The organism is Desulfovermiculus halophilus DSM 18834 (assembly GCF_000620765.1).
Taxonomy (GTDB): domain Bacteria; phylum Desulfobacterota; class Desulfovibrionia; order Desulfovibrionales; family Desulfothermaceae; genus Desulfovermiculus; species Desulfovermiculus halophilus.
In genome coordinates, this window is the sequence record NZ_JIAK01000006.1 from 12,905 (window position 1) to 31,509 (window position 18,605).

The following is an 18,605-nucleotide window of genomic DNA, read 5'->3' on the forward strand; positions in this document are numbered from 1 at the left end:
AGTTTTATGAGCGAACAGGCACAAACAGCCATAGTCACCGGAGGGTCCAGAGGGATCGGCCGGGCCATTGCCGAGGTCCTGGCCGCTCACGGCTGGCAGGTCTATATAACCTACACCAGCCGGGCTGATATGGCCGAGGAGGTCTGCGGCGCCATCTCCGAGCGCGGCGGATCCGCCCGGGCCTTTGCCCTGGATGTCAGTGATCGGGAAAGTGTCGCCTCATTTTTTCGGGGATCGATCAAGGGTCAGGTGCACCTTGGGCTTCTGGTCAATAATGCCGGAGTGACCAAGGACGGGCTGCTTCTACGCATGAAATCCACGGATTGGGACCGCGTTATGCAGGTCAATCTGGACGGGGCGTTCGCCTGTCTGCAGGAAGCGGCCAAGATCATGGTCCGCCAGCGCACCGGGCGGATTGTGAACATCACATCCGTGGTCGGTCAGTCCGGAAATCCGGGACAGGCCAATTACTGCGCCTCAAAGGCCGGTCTGATCGGCTTGACCAAGGCCGCGGCCATGGAGCTCGCCCCGCGCAACGTGACTGTGAATGCCGTAGCTCCCGGGTTTATCGCCACCGAGATGACGGAAGCCCTGGAGCCGCAGGTCAGGGATGCGTATCTGGCCAGGATCCCCTTGGGCCGGTTCGGCCGTCCCGAGGATGTGGCCGAGACTGTTGCCTGGCTGGCCTCGGAGCAGGCCGGCTACATCACAGGCCAGGTCATCGGCGTGAATGGAGGACTCTACCAGTAAACCTACAAGGAAACAAACAGGTCGAGGAGGACGCATGTCAGTATTGGAAAAAATAAAAAATATTGTGGCCGAACAGCTGGACGTGGCCGAAAGCGAAGTGGTTCCGGAAGCCAATTTCGTCGACGATCTGGGGGCGGATTCCCTGGATCTCACCGAGCTGATCATGGCCATGGAAGATGAGTTCGGCTTGGAAATCGACGATGAAGAGGCCCAGAACCTGCGGACCGTGAACGACGCAATCAAGTACATCGAAAGCAGACAGGCGGCGTAGCGGACAGAAGACAGAGGACAGTAGTCAGTTGTCGGTAGCCGGTAGCCGGTAGTCGGAATACAGTAGCCTGTAGTCGGTAGTCAGTGGTCGGAAGCCGGAAGACAGAGGTCAGAGATCAGACCTCAGAGGTCAGTGGAAGAAGTGAAGATCTGTGCAATTCTGCCTCGATCCGCCGGGTTCGTGTGTAGGGGCGAATAATCATTCGCCCTCTTCGGATTTGGAGGACAATGAGTGATCGCCCTCTGAATGTGTGCAATATAGCTGGGACCGGCACATGTCGTCCCCCCTATGAGGGGGGAATCCAAGGGGGGTGTTGCCAGGGCGCTGCTGCCGGGAAAGCCAAAGAAAACACCCCCCAACCCCCCTCAAGGGGGGACGGGAAGAAGGCAGAGGACAGTGTACAGTAGTCAGTAGCCTGTAGTCGGTAGTCAGTTGTCGGTAGCCGGTGGTCGGTGGCCGGAAGACAGAGGTCAGAGATCAGACGTCAGAGGTTAGTGGAAGAAGTGAAGATCTGTGCGATTCTGTCTCGATCCGGCGGTCCGTGTGTAGGGGCGAATGATCATTCGCCCCTTGCAAACCGGGTAAACAGCAACCTCATGAGTGTGTTTTCATGATTGGAAAACGAGTCGTCGTTACCGGCCTGGCGGCCATTACTCCGTTGGGCAACGATCTGGAGTCCAGCTGGAATGGATTGATATCCGGGGAATCGGGGATTGGTCCAATCACCCGTTTCGACTGTTCAGACTTCAGCACCAAGATAGCGGGAGAAGTCAAGGACTTTGATCCGGCGCAGTATATTCCCCGCAAACAGATCCAGCGCATGGACCGGTTCAATCAGTTCGCAGTGGCCGGATCCCGGATGCTCATCGATCATGCCGGGCTGGAGATCGATCCGGAGCAGGGGACTCATGAGGTGGGGATACTCCTTGGATGCGGCCTTGGGGGACTGGAGACCATAGAAGAGTTTCACACCCGACTGCTGAAGAAGGGGCCGTCACGGATATCGCCCTTTTATATCCCCAAGCTGATATCCAACATTGCGGCCGGACAGATCGCCATCGCCACCAAGGCCAAGGGGCCGAACCTGGTTACCACTTCGGCCTGTGCCTCCGGGGTGCACAGCATCGGCTACGCGTTCTCCGACATCAAGCTGGGCCGGGTCAAGGCCATGATCTGCGGCGGGGTGGAGTCGACCATCACGCCCATGGCCGTGTCCGGGTTCAATGCCATGCGGGCCCTTTCCGAGCGCAACGACGACCCCCACCGGGCGTCCCGCCCCTTTGACCAGGGTCGGGACGGTTTTGTGATCGCCGAAGGATGCGGATTTCTGCTTCTGGAAGAGCTGGAGCATGCCAAACAACGGGGCGCGACCATATATGCCGAGGTGGTCGGGTTCGGAGCCTCGGCCGACGCCTACCACATAACGGCCCCGGATGAGAGCGGAGCCGGGATGGCCCACGCCATGCAGGCGGCCATTGCGGAGGCGGAGCTGGATGCCGGCGGCGTCGATCACGTCAATGCCCACGGGACATCCACGTGGTGGAACGATCTGTGCGAGACCAGAGCGATAAAGAAAGTCTTCGGACCCCACGCCTCAAAGATCAGCGTGACAGCCAATAAGTCCATGATCGGGCACGCCCTGGGTGCGGCCGGGGGCATAGAGAGCGTGTTCAGCGTGATGACCCTGGACCGGGGGATGATCCCGGGGACTGTTAATCTTGAACACCCGGATCCCGAATGCGATCTGGACTACGTGTCCGAGGGCTCCAGGCAGGAACAGGTGCACAGGGTGCTGTGCAACTCGTTCGGGTTCGGCGGAACCAACGCCTGCATTTTGTTTCAGGGCTGCTAGCCGGGTGCCTGTGCAGCAGGCACGTGCTCACTGGGTTGAACGTCCGCATCAACCCGGACCTCAAAGGATGTTTTCGTGCCCCAGCGCCTGCCTTGGCCGGAATATTTCATGCGCATCGCCTTTCTGGTGGCGGAAAGGTCCACCTGCCTGCGCCGAAAGGTGGGGGCGGTTGCAGTCAAAGACAAGCGCATCCTGTGCACCGGGTACAATGGAGCACCTTCCGGCCTTGCTCACTGCCTGGATCAAGGGTGCCTGCGCGAAGAGCTGAATATCCCCTCCGGTCAACGGCATGAGCTGTGTCGAGGTCTTCATGCCGAGCAGAACGTCATCATCCAGGCCGCGGTCCATGGGATCGAGCTTGCCGGTGCCCAACTGTTCTGCACCACCCAGCCCTGCCTTATCTGTTCAAAAATGCTCATCAACTGCCGGTTTTCCAAGATATATTTCGCCCAGGGATACCCAGACCAGCTGGCGGCGGACATGCTCCGGGAGGCGGAGGTGGAGTTCGAGCTCTTGGAGCTGGAGCTATGACCCGGCCCATGCTTCTCGCCATTCAGCTGGCCGAGCAGGCCAAGGGGAGGACCGCCCCCAATCCCTGCGTCGGGGCTGTGTTGACCAAGGGCGGCATTACGGCCGCCGTGGGCTGGCACAAAGGGCCGGGCCTGCCCCATGCAGAGGTCGAGGCATTGAGCCAGGCCAGGGACAAAGGATGGGACTTGACGGAGCTCACCCTGTGGGTAACCTTGGAGCCCTGCAACCACCACGGACGAACGCCCCCGTGTACTCAGGCCGTGATAGACGCGGGGATACCCCGGGTGGTCATCGGGACCCTGGATCCAAACCCGGATGTGGCCGGAGGGGGAGCGAAGCGGCTGAAAGAGCACGGGGTGCAGGTTGAGATCGGGGAGGAAGAACAGGCCTGCCTGGATCTGATTGCCGATTTCCGGGCCTGGGCTCTGGAATCACGTCCCCTGGTCCGTCTGAAGCTGGCGGCTACCCTGGATGGGCGGATTGCAGCCAGAGGCGGCCATTCGGCCTGGGTGACCGGAGAGCAGGCCCGGCAGCGGGTTCAGGATATGCGGGCCGCTTCCCAGGCCGTGCTGGTCGGTGGAGGCACTATGCGCGCGGACAATCCCCGGCTGACCAATCGGTCTGTGCATGGCGGCAGGCAGCCCTTGGCCGTTGTGCTGACCACCAGGCTTCCGAACGTTGGGGAGGACCTGTTTGTGGTCCGCGAAAGGCCCGGGGAGCTTGTGATCTTGACCTCACTCCAGCAGGCGGAATCAGAAGCGGCGTCCAAACTGTGCAGCAGGGGAGTGCGGATCTTCGGACTGGCCGGGGACAAAAGCGGAGGGCTGGATGTCCGGTCCGGGCTGCACCGGCTGTACACGGACCTGGGGTGCACTGAAATTTTGTGCGAAGGGGGCGGCAGGCTGGGCATGGAGCTTATGCAGGCCGGTCTGGCGGATGAACTCCACCTGGTCCTGGCTCCCAAGGTCCTGGGCGATGAAGGCGGGGTCAGTGTGGCCTCCGGGCGCAGGGTGCAGTCCATGGACCAGGCCTTGGGATGGCGCTTGATCAGCCATGAGCAGGTGGGCAGCGATCTGTGGCTGGTGTACAGGCCGGCATAGATCAGGGGACAGAGGACAGAAGTCAGAGGTCAGAGGTCGGAGATCAGAAGACAGAGAGAAGAGACACCCCCCAACCCCCCTTTAGGGGGGACGGGGAAAAGATAGAGGACAGTAGCCGGTAGCCGGAAAGAAGAGGTCAGAGATCAGACCTCAGAGGTCAGTGGAAGAAGGAAGATCTGTGTAATTCTGCCTCTATCCGGCGGGTCCGTGTGTAGGGGCGAATAATCATTCGCCCTCTTCCGGCTTTGATGCAAGAAATCAGCATGTTTTTTGCTCTGACGTCATGATTACAGATCGTTGACGACGGGCACTGTCTTCTGATCGTTGAGGTTTGCCTACTGACTACTGACTACGGAATACGGACCACTGGCTACCGGCCACTGGCTACCGACCACCGGCCACTGCTTCGGGCGAAAACGACGAATCAAGAACGACAAAGAGTTTTTCATTCACTATGTTCACCGGTCTTATCCAAAGCCTGGGCAGCATCCAGGCCATTGCCGGCTCCAGGTCCGAGCAGCGGATGCGCATAGGGCCGCACAGCCCATGGTCCGACCTGCAGCTCGGGGAAAGCATTGCGGTCAACGGTGTGTGCCTCAGCGTGGAAGAGTTTGCCCCGGGTTCGTTCTGGGTTTATGCTTCCCAGGAGACCCTGGAGCACTCGAATATTGGAGGGCTGAAAACCGGAGACCGGGTCAACCTGGAACGGGCCTTGTCCCTACAGGACCGCCTGGGAGGGCACCTGGTCAGCGGCCACGTGGACTGCCTGGCAGAGATAGAGTCCATAGCTCCGGCCGGACAGTCCCGGGTCTATAAAGTGCGCTTTGATCCGCAGTGGTCTGCGTACGTGGTCCCCAAGGGCTCTGTAGCCCTGGACGGGATCAGTTTAACGGTCAATGCCTGCGGCCAGGGATTTTTGGAGGTCAATATCATCCCGGCCACTCAGAAGGACACCACCGTCGATTCCTGGCGGCCCGGCAGTGAGGTGAACATGGAGGTGGACCTGATTGCCAAGTATGTGCGGCAAATGCTCGATCCCTGGCAGGAGCAGAATGCACAGCCCAAGACGGAGATAAGCATGGACTTTCTCCGCAGCCACGGTTTTGGGGGATAGCCGGATCAAAACAAAAAATGCATTGTTGTATACAACCCACATGCCCTGACGGGCGCGCTTGCGCTCACGAAACATACAAATGATTTCGATACCGATTGAAAGTGCTTACCCATTGTAGTGATTTTCTTTCTTCGGATTCGTAATCGCTATCGGGATCGGGATCGATATCCATAAACTGAGGATTCCTGCTGCACAAAATGACATATTCTTTCGATTTCGATAGCGATCCCGATTTCGATTTGGATTATCCCAACTATTAACGAATAACAGTTTTTCATATAAAACCCTTAGGAAAAAGCGGAGCCGAAGATGAGCACGTGCACCCCGGAAGAGGCAATTGAGGAGATCAAACAGGGCCGAATGCTGATCCTGGTCGACGATGAAGATCGGGAGAACGAGGGTGACCTGACCATTGCCGCTGAAAAGGTTACTCCGGAAGCCATTAATTTCATGGCCAAGTACGGACGGGGGCTGGTTTGTCTGGCCCTGGCCCCGGAGTGGGTCGACAAGCTGCAGCTGCCCCTGCAGCCCAAGCGCAATGAATCCCGTTTCGGTACGGCCTTCACTGTATCCATTGAAGCCGCCAAGGGGGTGACCACGGGAATCTCCGCCTACGATCGGGCCACCACCATTTTGAGCGCAGTTCAGGACCGGGTTCAGCCTGAAGACGTCTCCACCCCCGGACATATCTTTCCCCTGCGGGCCCGCAGGGGCGGGGTCCTGGTCCGGGCAGGGCAGACCGAGGGCAGCGTCGACTTCAGCAAGCTGGCAGGACTGAAGCCGGCGGCGGTGATCTGTGAAATCATGCGCGACGACGGGAACATGGCCCGGATGCCCGACTTGGAGGTCTTTGCTCAGGAGCACGGGCTGAAGATCGCCACCATTGAAGATCTCATCCGCTATCGGTCCAAGTTCGACTCCCTGGTCCAGTGCGTCGGAGAGGCGGAGCTGCCCACCTGCCACGGTAGTTTCCGGGCCCTGGCCTATGAATCGGATATAGACGACTACACCCATATCGCCCTGGTCAAGGGGGAGATCAAGGAGGATGATCCGGTCCTGGTCCGAGTGCACAGCGAGTGCCTGACCGGAGACGTCTTTGGGAGCCTGCGCTGCGACTGCGGCTCGCAGCTCCAAAAGGCCATGCGCCTGATCGAGGATGAAGGGGCCGGAGTGGTCCTGTACATGCGCCAGGAAGGCCGGGGCATCGGCCTGGGCAACAAGATCCGGGCCTACCACCTGCAGGATCTGGGACAGGATACAGTGCAGGCCAATCTGAGCCTCGGGTTCAAGCCCGACCTGCGGGACTACGGCATCGGGGCCCAGATCCTGGTCGATCTCGGGGTGTCCAAGATGCGCCTGATGACCAATAATCCAAAAAAGATTGTCGGCCTGGAAGGATACGGGCTGGAGGTCGTGGAGCGCGTTCCCCTGGAAGGCCCGCTGTGCGAGACGAATGCCAACTACCTGCGGGCCAAGAAGGAAAAGCTGGGCCATCTGCTGGAGTCTTTCGGCGAAACACAATAGACGGATGACAGCGGTCTGCAGTCAGTAGCCGGTGGAAGGCGGACAGTGGCCGGGAATCGGTAGTCGGTAGACGGAGATCAGAGGTCAGACGTCGGAGGTCAGACGCTGGTAGTCGGTGGGCAGTAGGCAGTAGCCGGTGGAAGGCGGACAGTGGTCGGTAGTCTGTAGTCAGTGGAAGAAAGAAATCTCAGCCGAAGAGTGGTTGGATCCGGCGGGTTTGTGTGTAGGGGCGAATAATCATTCGCCCTCTTCGGATTTGGAGGGGAATGAGTGATCGTCCTCTGAATGTGTACAATATAGCTGGTAGCGGCACATGCCGTCCCCCCTTGAGGGGGGAATCCAAGGGGGGTGTTGGCACGCCGCAGATCCCGGGAAAGCCACAGACAACACCCCAACTCCCCTCAAGGGGGGCAGGCTGACCCAGGACCTCGGTTTGATATCAGGCATCCGGATGATGCGCTGAACTGTCCCGGCTGTCTTTGCTCTTTACTGACCTCTGACGTCTGATCTTTGACCTCCGGTCGTCGTTCGTAATCGAGCCTGGGAGCGAAGAATCTCTGATTGCTCTCATCAACCCGCATGCCTGCCAAGGCGCAGACACGTATGCGCTAACCAAGCATACAAACGATTTCGATACCGATCCCGATTTCGATTTGGATTATGCCAACTATTAACCAATAACAGTTTTTCACATAAATATAATCCAAACGGATGTGAATTATGCACCATATTTCCACTATTGAAGGACAGCTGCAGGCCGAGGGGCTGCGTTTCGCCCTGGTGGCCAGCCGGTTCAACGACTTTATCGTCGATCGCTTGATCAGCGGAGCAGTGGACGTTTTGCTCCGGCACGGGGGTAGCCGGGAGGATATGCGCATTGTCCGCGTTCCCGGGGCGTTTGACATGCCTGTGGTGGTCAAGCAGCTGGCTGCTCAAGACGACCTGGACGGGATCATCTGCCTGGGAGCGGTGATCCGGGGATCCACACCCCATTTCGACTATGTAGCGGCCGAGGTCTCCAAAGGCCTGGCCAATGTGTCCCTGGAAAGCGGCAAGGCCGTGGGCTTCGGCGTCCTGACCACCGACTCCCTGGAGCAGGCCATTGAACGGGCCGGGAGCAAGGCCGGAAACAAGGGCGCGGAGGCTGCGTTGGCTGCCTTGGAGACAGCACACGTTCTGCGGCAACTTCAATCCGTGTGACCATGGCAAAAAAACACAAGAGCCCACGGCGGCAAGGCAGGGAGAAGGCCTTCCAGGTCCTGTACGGGATGCAATTCTATCCCCAGCCGGATCTTGGGCACATGCTCCGGACCTTCGACCATTTCATAGGCAACCATGAGGAGGATTTGGGCACAGGCGACGGATTCGCCCTGGAGCTGGTCAGGGGGGTGCTGTCCAACCTGCCCCGGCTGGATGCCTTGATTACCGCTCACTGCAAGAACTGGCGTCTGGAGAGGATCGGGAAGATAGAGCTGACCGTGCTCCGTCTTTCCCTTTTTGAGCTCCTGCATCGAGAGGATGTGCCGGACAAGGTGGCCATTAATGAGGGGATCGAGCTGGCCAAGAAGTTTGGAGACAATCGGTCCGGAGGATTCGTGAACGGCATCCTGGACGCCATTGTCCATGCCCGGGAGCAGAGTGCGTAGGCCGGAAGACAGAGGTCGGAAGTCGGCAAGAGGAAGAAGACAGAAGGCAGAAGTCAGAAGACAGAGATCAGAGGTCAGACGTCAGAGTTCTGACGTCTGATCTCTGATCTCTGCCCACAGGCTCCCGGCTACAGGCCCTGACATCCCCTCCGGTGCTGGGTGCGGAAGCGACGAAGGAACAACGAATAACCGACAACCAAAGTTAGCTATGTCCCAATACCACGCTGTGCAGATAGAGCAGAAATGGCAGGAACGCTGGGAAAAGGACAATCTTTTCGCCGCCCGGGCCGATACAGAACAGGAAAAATACTATGTGCTGGAGATGTTCCCCTATCCGTCCGGGCGCATCCATATGGGCCATGTCCGGGTGTATACCATCGGGGATGTGATTGCCCGTTTCAAGTGGATGAAGGGCTACAACGTCCTGCATCCCATGGGCTGGGACGCATTCGGTCTCCCGGCGGAAAACGCGGCCATCAAGAACAACACCCATCCGGCAAAGTGGACCTACGCCAATATCGACGAGATGCGCTCCCAGCTCAAGCGCCTGGGCTATTCCCTGGACTGGGACAGGGAGCTGGCCACCTGCGATCCGTCCTATTACCGCTGGGAGCAGCTTTTTTTCCTCAAGCTCTGGGACAAGGGGCTGGTCTATCGCAAGCAGGCCCCGGTGAACTGGTGTCCCGACTGTCAGACCGTGCTGGCCAACGAGCAGGTGGAAGACGGAGAGTGCTGGCGGTGCGGGTCCATGGTGGAGAACAAGGAGCTGGCCCAGTGGTTCGTGCGCATTACCGCCTACGCCGACGAGCTTCTGGACGATCTAAAGACCCTGCGTTCGGGCTGGCCGGAGCGGGTGCGGATCATGCAGGAAAACTGGATTGGCCGCAGTCTGGGTGCGGAGATAGATTTTCCGGTCCAGGGCGGGGATGAAAACATCCGGGTCTTCACCACCCGGCCGGACACCCTGTATGGGGCCACGTTCATGAGCCTGGCTCCGGAGTATCCCCTGATTGAGGAATTGGTCCGGGGAAAGCCGCAGGAAGAGGAAGTGACGGCCTTTGTCCGCCGGATGCAGGCAACGGACCGCAGTGTGCGGACCGCAGAGGATACGGAGAAGGAAGGCGTCTTTACCGGGGCCTACTGCATCAATCCAGTGACTGGAGAGCCCATACCTGTGTATGTGGCCAACTTCGTGCTCATGGAGTACGGAACCGGTGCGGTCATGGCCGTCCCGGCCCATGATCAGCGGGACTTTGAGTTTGCCGGCAAATACGGACTGGAGATCAGGGAAGTGATCAAGCCGGCCGATCAGGAGGAGCACGAGGGCGGGCTTCAGGCCGCCTATGCCGGGCCTGGATATTTGGTCCAGTCCGGCGAGTTCTCCGGCTTGGATCATGAGACGGCCAAGACCAGAATCACGGAGCACCTGGCCGAAAAGGGTCTGGGAGAAAAGGCGGTCAACTACCGGCTCCGGGACTGGAATATCTCCAGGCAGCGCTACTGGGGCGCGCCCATCCCGGTGGTCTACTGCGAAAAGTGCGGGGCGGTCCCGGTCCGGGAAGATGATCTGCCGGTTGTCCTGCCCACAGGTGTGCAGACCCGGCCGGACGGCCGTTCTCCATTGCCGGAAACCGAGGATTTTGTTCAGACCACCTGCCCTGCATGCGGCGGCCCGGCCCGCAGGGAAACAGACACCATGGATACCTTTGTGGAGTCCAGCTGGTATTTTGCCCGCTACACATCGGCCAAGCTGGACAATGCCCCCTTCGATCCCCGGGAGCTGTCCTACTGGATGCCGGTTGATCAGTACATAGGGGGCATTGAACACGCCATCCTGCACCTGCTGTATGCCCGGTTCTTCACCAAGGCCCTGCGGGATCTGGGCTACCTGGAGCACAGCGAACCCTTCGCCAATCTGCTGACCCAGGGCATGGTCCTCAAAGACGGGGCCAAGATGAGCAAGTCCAAGGGCAATATCGTTGACCCCAACGAGATGCTGGACCGATTCGGGGCGGACACCACCAGGCTGTTCACCCTGTTCGCCGCTCCCCCGGAGAAGGATCTGGACTGGAACGATCAGGGAGTGGAGGGCGCCCACCGGTTTTTGCACCGCATGTGGCGCCTGCATGATCAGCTGTCTCCGTTGCTCACCCCCATCGGCCCCTGCGCCCGGCTGGAGGACGGTGAGCTGTCCACGACCGGCCGCGACCTGCGGCGCAAGGAACACGAGTCCCTGCTCAAGATCAGCAGGGATCTGGAACAGGAGTTTCAGTTCAATACCTGCATTGCCGCGGTCATGGAGCTGACCAATGCGGTCAGTGCGGCCTACGATGAGCTGAGCCGGACTGAGAGCGGCCGCAAGGTCCTTTCCTCGGCCTGGTCCACCGCTCTTCTCTGTCTGTACCCCATGACCCCGCATATCTGCGAAGAGCTGTGGGCCATGACCGGCTACGACCATTGCCTTGCGGCCAGGTCCTGGCCGGAGCACGATCCGCAGGCATTGCACAAAGACGAGGTCACCATCGTTGTCCAGGTCAACGGCAAGCTCAGGGGCAGGATCTCGGTCCCTGCCCAGGCGGAGCAGGAAGACATCAAGGCCCTGGCCCTGGACAACGAGAACGTCCAGCGGCACATCCAGGACAAAGAGGTGAAAAAGGTCATCGTTGTCCCGGAGAAGCTGGTCAATGTGGTTGTGGGGTGAGGGGCCAAGCGATGAGATTACGATATGCAGTCCGTATCTGGGTGGTTGGCGTTCTCCTCGCGGTTCTCCCTGCCTGCGGGTATCACCTCTCCTCATCCGTTCCCATCGAGATGCCCCATGGGATCACCAGCCTGTACATCGACCGGGTGGAAAACCCTAGCACCGAGCCATGGATCGAATCCCGGCTGATATCCGAGGTCCGGGACGAGTTCACCAGGCGGGGCCGGGTGGCCTGGGTGGACCGGGACCAGGCCGAAGGCCTGCTGGAGCTGATCATCACCAGATACAGGGACTATACCAAGGTGGAGAGCGCGGAAGAGGAGACCTTGAGATCCCAGATCGCTCTGAGCATGGAGGCCAGGATCCTCTCTGCGGAGGACAGAAGCCTGCTGTGGGCTTCCTCGCCGGTGAATGTGCGCGAATCGTTTACCGGGGCGGGAGAAAAGCGGGAAGCGGAGCGGCGGGTCGTCGAGGATGCGGCCGACGCCCTGGCCGGTCAGCTCAGTGCGGGATTTTAGTAGTGGCGGCAGCCGCCGACCACTGACCACTGTCCGTTGCCTCCAGTCCATTGCATAAGCGCCGTCTATGTCAAAAAACACCCGCCACGGATTCACCTTCTGCGTCTGCCCGGACGGGCAGCTGATCAAAGAACGCATTCACGCCCTGCTGGCTGCCCAGGACGATACCTGGAAGGTGCGGACCTTTTGGGCGGACGAGGAGCTCCCCGACTCCTGCTGGCAGGCCCTGACCTGGACCAGTCTCCTCGGGCGTCCGACTGCGGTGGTTGTGCGCAAGGCGGAGCACTTCAAGGCCGAGGACTGGAAAAAGCTGCATCCGATCCTGGGAAGCTTTCGAACCGGGATATGGCCGTTTTTGTGCCTGGAGAAGCAGTGGGAGCGGGGCAAGCCGCCCATTCCGGCCGTCCTGCAGAAGCAGGCCTTCTGGAAGGTGGCTGAGAACAAGGGGTGGGTGTGGCGCTCCGCCGGACTGGACCGAACGGCAGTTAAGAAGCGGGTCGAGGCCTGGGCCGTTGCCCAAGGTATAGACATCCCGGAACCCGTTCGATCGGTCCTGGTCAACGCCCTGCCCCTGGATGCGGCTGCTCTGGGCAACGAGCTGGAGAAGCTCTCCCTCCTTCTGGCCGAGCGCAGGTCCATGCAGGAGAGCGATTTGCAGGTCCTGTCCTTTCAGCCGGATCTGGACATCTTTGCATTTATCCGCGCCCTGCAGAGCAGGGGCAAGGAAGTGGAGCTCTGGCGGACCCTGCTTCGAAACCAGCTTGGGGCCAATGCGGATATGCTCATGCCTTTTCTGGCCCTGCTGCAGCGCGAGGCCAGGGTCCTCTGGCAGCTCCAGGCCGGAGAGGAGGACAAGGTTTTCATGCCCGGCCGGGTCAAGGCGGAGAAGAAGCAGATGGCCTCCCGGCTGGGCCCTCAGCGCTTGAGCCGGCTGTGGACTGTGATCCTGGAGGCGGAATCAGGGATCAAATCCGGGGAGTTTTCCCAGTCCCAAGCCCAGGAGCTGGTGGTCAGCCGAATGATGCAGGTGTTCGGAGGAAGCGGCGCCCGTCCCACCAATCCGCAGCAGGTTTGAGCCTATGTCTGACCAGCCTCACTACATCGGCCACCGCAAGCGCCTGAAGGAACGCTTCCGCCAGGACCGGTCCAGCCTGGCCGACTACGAGCTCCTGGAGCTGCTGCTGGCCTACGGCCTGCCCCGCAGGGACACCAAGCCCCTGGCCAAGGATCTGCTTCAAAGGTTCGGCTCCCTGAAGGGAGTCTTTACCGCCCGCCAGGAAGAGCTGCGGGAGGTTGAGGGCTTCGGTCCGGGGCTGGAGACCTTCTGGGGAGTGTGGCAGGAGTTCTGGGCCCGGCTGCAGGAATCCCCCCTGCGGCGAAAAGAGATGCTCTGCACCCCCGGCACGGTCGCGGAAATGGCCTGTTCCCGAATCGGGCATCAGCCGGTGGAGAGCTTCTGGGCGGCCTTGGTGGACAACAAGAACCGGTTGATTTCTTTTGTTCAGGTCTCGCAGGGGACAGTGGATCAGGCATTGGTCTATTCCCGGGAGATCATGGCCCTAGCCCTGAAATGGCAGGCGTCTGGGGTCATTTTGATCCACAACCACCCTGGTGGAGATCCCACTCCCTCGGTACAGGACAAGGATTTGACCCGGCGGGTCCAGAAGGCGGCCGGGGAAATCGGGCTGAGGGTTCTGGACCATGTGGTGGTGGCGGAAGAGAGCTACTACAGCTTTCAGGAGAGAGGATTGCTGTAGGGGGGCCCCGGGGGGCAGAGATAGAGATCAGAGGTCAGAGGTCAGACGTCAGAGGTCAGAGATCAGACGTCAGACGTCAGAGGTCAGTAAAGAAGAAAGACAGTCGGAATAGTTCAGCGAATCATCCGGCTGCATGATATCAAACCGAGGTCCTCCGCCAGCCTTGTCCCCCCAAGGGGACGGCATGTGCCGCTTCCAGCTATATTGGCCACAACCAGTGGTCGGTGGGCAGAGATCAGAGGTCAGAGATCAGACGTCAGAGGTCAGTTAAGAACGAGACAGCCGGAACAGTTTAGCGCATCATCCGGCTGCATGATATCAAACCGAGGTCCTACGCCAGCCTTGTCCCCCCTTGAGGGGGGTTGGGGGGTGTTTTTTCTGGTGCATCGGCGCTTAGCCACAAGAGGGCGAATGATTATTCGCCCCTACACCCAAACCCACCGGAACCAGCCGCAGGCCGCATTCCGTCTTCCACTGTCAACTGCCCACTGACTACCGCCCACCGATTTCTGACCTCTGCCCTCTGACTTCTGATCTCTGACCTCTATCCTTTCCGGAGTCTGATCTCTGTCCACCGTCTACCGACTACCGGCCACCGTCTTCTTCCTTTTCCCGACCTCTGACCTCTGATCTCTGACGTCTGACCTCTGCCCTCTATCTTCCGATCCCCCATGGGCTCAGAATTTTCGGTCAAGGGGTTGCTCCAGACGTTTTGTGTATTATTGTTTACAGATGAGTCCACTCCGGGCTGATTCCGGCCCTGGAAACGGATTCACCAAGCTGACTGCACAGGGTTCGTGATCTGTGTGCAACCCAGAAATAGCCAAATACAGGTGATGGAACATGACAGATGACAAGAAAAACGTAAACGATGATGAATTGAACCAATACCTGCAGACTGAGCAGGGTCCCGCGGCCCAGGTGGTTATCCAGGAGGAGGACGGGGAGGATTCAGAACGCAAGATGGATTTCCCCGCCCAGATGCCCCTGCTGGCTGTCCGGGACATCGTTGTTTTCAACTATATGATCCTGCCCCTGTTCGTGGGCCGGGACAAGTCGGTCAAGTCCATTGAAGCGGCTTTGAACGACAAGCGCTATGTGTTCATCGCCACTCAGAAGGATGACAAGGTCGAGGAGCCGGGACTGGACGATGTCTATCACACCGGCACGGTGGCCTTGATCATGCGCATGCTGAAGATGCCCGACGGCCGGCTCAAGGTGCTGGTCCAGGGCCTTTCCCGGGCCAAGGTCACCGAGGTTGTCCAAGAGGATCCCCATCCTGTGGTCAACATCGAGGCCATTTCCGAGCAGGAGCTGGAAGAGATCGGCCCGGACGCCGAAGCCCAGATGCGCACCGCCCGGGAGCAGAGCGAAAAGATCATCTCCCTGCGGGGAATGGACCCTTCAGAGATCATGTCGGTGTTAAACAGTGTGCAGGAGCCGGGGCGATTGGCCGATCTGATCGCGTCCAACCTGCGGATGCCCACGGAAACCGCCCAGGCCATTCTGGAAGACGTGGATCCCATGGAGCGCTTGAAAAGGGTCAACCGGCAGCTGATGAAGGAGGTGGAGGTCGCCTCCCTGCAGAGCAAGATCCAAAACATGGCCAAGGAGGGCATGGACAAGGCTCAGAAGGAGTTCTTCCTCCGGGAGCAGCTCAAGGCCATCAAGTCCGAGCTGGGTGAGGACGAGAGCGAGGACGAGGAGTTCGAGGAGCTGCGGTCCAAGATCGACAAGGCCGGGATGCCCAAGGAGGTCAAGAAAGAGGTGGTCAAGCAGTTAAACCGCCTGGAGAACATGCATCCCGACTCCTCAGAGGCCACAGTCATCCGCACCTATCTGGACTGGATGGTGGAGCTGCCGTGGAAGAAAACGTCCAAGGACCAGCTGGATATCAAGAAGGCGGAAAAGATCCTGCACGAGGATCACTACGACCTGGAGAAGGTCAAGGAGCGCATCCTGGAGTACTTGAGCGTGCGCAAGCTCAATCCCAAGATGAAGGGACCGATCCTGTGCTTTGTGGGGCCGCCGGGTGTGGGCAAGACATCCCTGGGCCGGTCCATTGCCAGGAGCCTGAACCGGAAGTTCACGCGCATGTCCCTGGGCGGCATGCGGGATGAGGCCGAGATCCGCGGCCATCGCCGAACATATATCGGGTCCATGCCCGGACGGATCATCCAGGGCATGAAGGAGGCCGGCACCAGGAACCCGGTGTTCATGCTGGACGAGATCGACAAGGTCGGGGCCGACTTCCGGGGCGATCCGTCCTCCGCCCTGCTGGAGGTCCTGGACCCGGAGCAGAACAACACCTTTACCGATCACTACCTGAACGTGCCCTACGATCTGTCCAAGGTCATGTTCGTGTGCACGGCCAATATCCTGGATACCATCCCTCCGGCTCTTCTGGACCGGATGGAGGTTATCCGCATCCCGGGCTATACGGAGCAGGAAAAGATCAAGATCGCCAAGCGCTATCTCCTGCCCAGGCAGATCGAGGAGAACGGGCTGACAGAGGACAAGGTCTCCTTCAGCGATCAGGCCCTATCCCGGATCATTCGGGACTATACCCGGGAGTCCGGGCTGCGTAATCTGGAACGGGAGATCGGGTCTGTCTGCCGCAAGGTCGCCCGGCAGGTGGCCGAGGGGGCGGAGAAGTCCTTTCGCATCCTGCCCGGCAATGTCTCCAAGTATCTGGGCGTGCCCCGTTATCTGGAAGAGGAGCGGGAGAAGGACCTGCCTGCCGGCGTGGCCCTTGGGCTGGCCTGGACCGCAACCGGGGGCGAGATCCTGCATGTGGAGGTCTCCACCCTGCCTGGAAAGGGCAAGCTGATCACCACCGGGCAGCTGGGGGAGGTGATGAAGGAGAGCGCCCAGGCCGCTTTGAGTTATGCCCGGGCTAGGTCCGACCGGCTGAACGTCAATCCGGACTTTGCCGAGAAGCGGGACATCCATATCCATGTCCCGTCCGGAGCCACGCCCAAGGAAGGCCCGTCAGCCGGGGTGACCCTGGTCATGGCCCTGCTTTCGGCCCTGACCAACCGGCCCTTGCGCAATGATGTGGCCATGACCGGAGAGATCACCCTCCGCGGCCGGGTCATGCCGGTCGGAGGGATCAAGGAAAAGATCCTGGCCGCAGCCGCTGCCGGGGTGAAGATGGTCATCATTCCGGCCCAGAACGCCAAGGACCTGAGCGAGGTCCCGGCCGAGCTGCGCAAGAACTTGGAGGTCAAGACCGTGGAGCATATCGACGAGGTCTGGCCCCTGGTTTGCCTGGAGCCGTCCCGGGAGGAAGGCTGCCAGGCGGTAAACGAGTAGTTTGAGAGGCGGGATCAGAGGTCAGAGGACAGTAGTCAGGACTCGGGAGTCAGGAGTCAGGAAGAGGGAGAAGACAGGAGTCGGGGGTCGGTGGAAGAAGATAGAGATCAGAGGTCAGACGTCAGAAGTCAGACTCTGGACCGGAGAAAGGTCAGAAGATAGTGGGCAGGAGCCAGGGGGCAGTAGACAGAAGACAGGGTCGGGAGTCGGGAAGAGGGAGAAGGCAGTGGCCGGAGGCCGGTAGGCAATAGCCAGTGGAAGACAGAATGGCTGGAGAATGTGACCCGGTTCAGGCGCGTTCGTGTGTAGGGGCGAATAATCATTCGCCCCTTTTTGCTTGAAGCGGCAGAGCTTTCCCTACCCTGTCGATATGCTCCCGAAGGCTGTGGTTTGTGATTTTCTCATAATGGACAATGTCCACGTGATGGGGGATCGGCGCTTCTTCATTCAATATCCGGCGCAGTTTGTCCACCGTCTGGGATGAGATGTTGGGGCCTTTGACGGCAATGTCTATGTCCGACCCGGGGGTGGAGGTTCCTTTGGCCCGGGATCCAAAGACTATTGCTTCCTGGATTTGGGCGAATTTCTGAATTTCTTGAATGATGATGGCCAGGGTGGAATAGTTGAGCCCGAACATATTTTAGATTTTTTGTCTCAGGTACTGATAAAGGGAGGTGATGGCTGGATAGAAACTGAAGACGATATCACTCACCGCCTGCCTGAATGCAGCTTGCTCATAGGTGTGGGCCATCATGTTCCTTTTGGCCAGCATATCCATCCACAGCTCGCCATCGTCAATGAGTCCGTAATGAAAGGATTCCTTGATCACTTCCCGAGGAAAACGGGCATCCACCGCTTGTTCCTGAAGATAGTCTTTGAGTGTTTTCCAAGCCAGCTCAAAGGTGTACTCAAATCTTTGAACCAATCCCTCTTTTTCCAGATCGGACAGGTTCTCGACCTCCATGACAGGTGCCTTGAGCTGGAGATAGGCCCTTTCAAAATTTTGAAATCGCTGTTTCCAGCGGATGTCGGGTTCGTGGTTGGACATGCCGGCCTCTGGGGTGAAAATTGGATACGTTGACGATGACAAAGAAGAAGGCAAAGGGCAAGAAAGGAAGAGAATTGCCCGCTGATCTGCGCTAATCTACGCAGACTCGCTTACGAATGACAAGCGGTGGTCGGTAGTCAGTGGGCAGTGGCCGGTAAGCAGAGATCAGAGATCAGACGTCAGATGTCAGTAAAGAGCAAAGACAGCAGGAACAGTTCTGCGCATCATCCGGATGCCTAGATAATAAACCTCGGTCCCACGCCAGCCCCGTCCCCCCTTGAGGGGGGGTGGAGAGAAGACAGAAGCCAGAGGTCAGAAGTCAGCGGCCAGAGATCAGACGTCAGAGGTCAGTAAAGAACGAAGACAGCCGGAACAGGGCTGCGCATCGTCCGGATGCCGGATATTAACCCGTGATCCTACGCCAGCCCCGTCCCCCCTTGAGGGGGGTTGGGGGGTGTTCGTTTTGGCTTTTCCGGCA

16 protein-coding genes are annotated in these 18,605 nt (G+C 59.3%); 14 read left to right on the forward strand and 2 right to left on the reverse strand.

Going from position 1 to position 18,605, the window contains the following annotated elements; all coding sequences use genetic code 11:
- Nucleotides 1-6: 6 nt before the first annotated feature.
- From fabG to lon, 14 genes are all read left to right on the forward strand, one after another.
- Entirely contained in the window at nucleotides 7-750 is a 744-nt protein-coding gene (gene fabG / locus N902_RS0102620; protein WP_027369666.1) for a 3-oxoacyl-[acyl-carrier-protein] reductase, read from the forward strand.
- Between the two features lie 34 nt (nucleotides 751-784).
- Nucleotides 785-1,021, forward strand: coding sequence for an acyl carrier protein (gene acpP, locus N902_RS0102625; RefSeq protein WP_027369667.1), 237 nt, complete (start codon nucleotides 785-787; stop codon nucleotides 1,019-1,021).
- Nucleotides 1,022-1,631: 610 nt separating this feature from the next.
- On the forward strand, nucleotides 1,632-2,873 hold the full coding sequence (gene fabF / locus N902_RS0102630) for a beta-ketoacyl-ACP synthase II (protein WP_027369668.1): 1,242 nt from the start codon (nucleotides 1,632-1,634) through the stop codon (nucleotides 2,871-2,873).
- 75 nt (nucleotides 2,874-2,948) lie between these two features.
- Nucleotides 2,949-3,404: a deoxycytidylate deaminase gene (locus tag N902_RS0102635; RefSeq protein ID WP_027369669.1), complete on the forward strand. Its 456-nt coding sequence runs from the start codon at nucleotides 2,949-2,951 to the stop codon at nucleotides 3,402-3,404.
- Nucleotides 3,401-4,504 (forward strand): bifunctional diaminohydroxyphosphoribosylaminopyrimidine deaminase/5-amino-6-(5-phosphoribosylamino)uracil reductase RibD, encoded by a 1,104-nt coding sequence (ribD, locus tag N902_RS0102640; RefSeq protein WP_027369670.1) that lies wholly within the window; start codon nucleotides 3,401-3,403, stop codon nucleotides 4,502-4,504. The genes N902_RS0102635 and ribD overlap by 4 nt, the downstream gene beginning before the upstream one ends.
- Nucleotides 4,505-4,958: 454 nt before the next feature.
- Entirely contained in the window at nucleotides 4,959-5,618 is a 660-nt protein-coding gene (locus N902_RS0102645) for a riboflavin synthase (RefSeq protein WP_027369671.1), read from the forward strand.
- Nucleotides 5,619-5,927: 309 nt separating this feature from the next.
- Nucleotides 5,928-7,142, forward strand: coding sequence for a bifunctional 3,4-dihydroxy-2-butanone-4-phosphate synthase/GTP cyclohydrolase II (locus N902_RS0102650; RefSeq protein ID WP_027369672.1), 1,215 nt, complete (start codon nucleotides 5,928-5,930; stop codon nucleotides 7,140-7,142).
- Nucleotides 7,143-7,862: 720 nt separating this feature from the next.
- Nucleotides 7,863-8,342, forward strand: coding sequence for a 6,7-dimethyl-8-ribityllumazine synthase (ribH, locus tag N902_RS0102655; RefSeq protein ID WP_027369673.1), 480 nt, complete (start codon nucleotides 7,863-7,865; stop codon nucleotides 8,340-8,342).
- Between the two features lie 2 nt (nucleotides 8,343-8,344).
- A complete protein-coding gene (nusB, locus tag N902_RS0102660; RefSeq protein WP_027369674.1) occupies nucleotides 8,345-8,788 on the forward strand; it encodes a transcription antitermination factor NusB in 444 nt (147 codons plus the stop codon).
- 208 nt (nucleotides 8,789-8,996) lie between these two features.
- The gene (leuS, locus tag N902_RS0102665) at nucleotides 8,997-11,489 is read left to right on the forward strand and encodes a leucine--tRNA ligase (RefSeq protein WP_027369675.1); all 2,493 of its coding nucleotides are present in this window, start codon (nucleotides 8,997-8,999) and stop codon (nucleotides 11,487-11,489) included.
- An 11-nt stretch (nucleotides 11,490-11,500) separates the two neighbouring features.
- Nucleotides 11,501-12,007 carry an LPS assembly lipoprotein LptE gene (lptE, locus tag N902_RS18540; RefSeq protein WP_051564174.1) on the forward strand — a complete coding sequence of 169 codons (507 nt, stop codon included), beginning with the start codon at nucleotides 11,501-11,503 and terminating at the stop codon, nucleotides 12,005-12,007.
- Between the two features lie 67 nt (nucleotides 12,008-12,074).
- Entirely contained in the window at nucleotides 12,075-13,082 is a 1,008-nt protein-coding gene (locus tag N902_RS0102675) for a DNA polymerase III subunit delta (RefSeq protein ID WP_027369676.1), read from the forward strand.
- Nucleotides 13,083-13,086: 4 nt separating this feature from the next.
- Entirely contained in the window at nucleotides 13,087-13,764 is a 678-nt protein-coding gene (gene radC, locus N902_RS0102680) for a RadC family protein (RefSeq protein ID WP_027369677.1), read from the forward strand.
- Between the two features lie 843 nt (nucleotides 13,765-14,607).
- Nucleotides 14,608-17,079 (forward strand): endopeptidase La, encoded by a 2,472-nt coding sequence (lon, locus tag N902_RS16075; RefSeq protein WP_084287652.1) that lies wholly within the window; start codon nucleotides 14,608-14,610, stop codon nucleotides 17,077-17,079.
- A 319-nt stretch (nucleotides 17,080-17,398) separates the two neighbouring features.
- On the opposite strand, the gene N902_RS0102690 is transcribed toward lon, so the two are convergent.
- Nucleotides 17,399-17,716 (reverse strand): nucleotidyltransferase family protein, encoded by a 318-nt coding sequence (locus N902_RS0102690; RefSeq protein WP_027369678.1) that lies wholly within the window; start codon nucleotides 17,714-17,716, stop codon nucleotides 17,399-17,401.
- A 3-nt stretch (nucleotides 17,717-17,719) separates the two neighbouring features.
- Complete coding sequence (locus N902_RS0102695) at nucleotides 17,720-18,127, reverse strand: nucleotidyltransferase substrate binding protein (RefSeq protein WP_027369679.1); 408 nt, start codon at nucleotides 18,125-18,127, stop codon at nucleotides 17,720-17,722.
- Nucleotides 18,128-18,605: the final 478 nt, after the last annotated feature.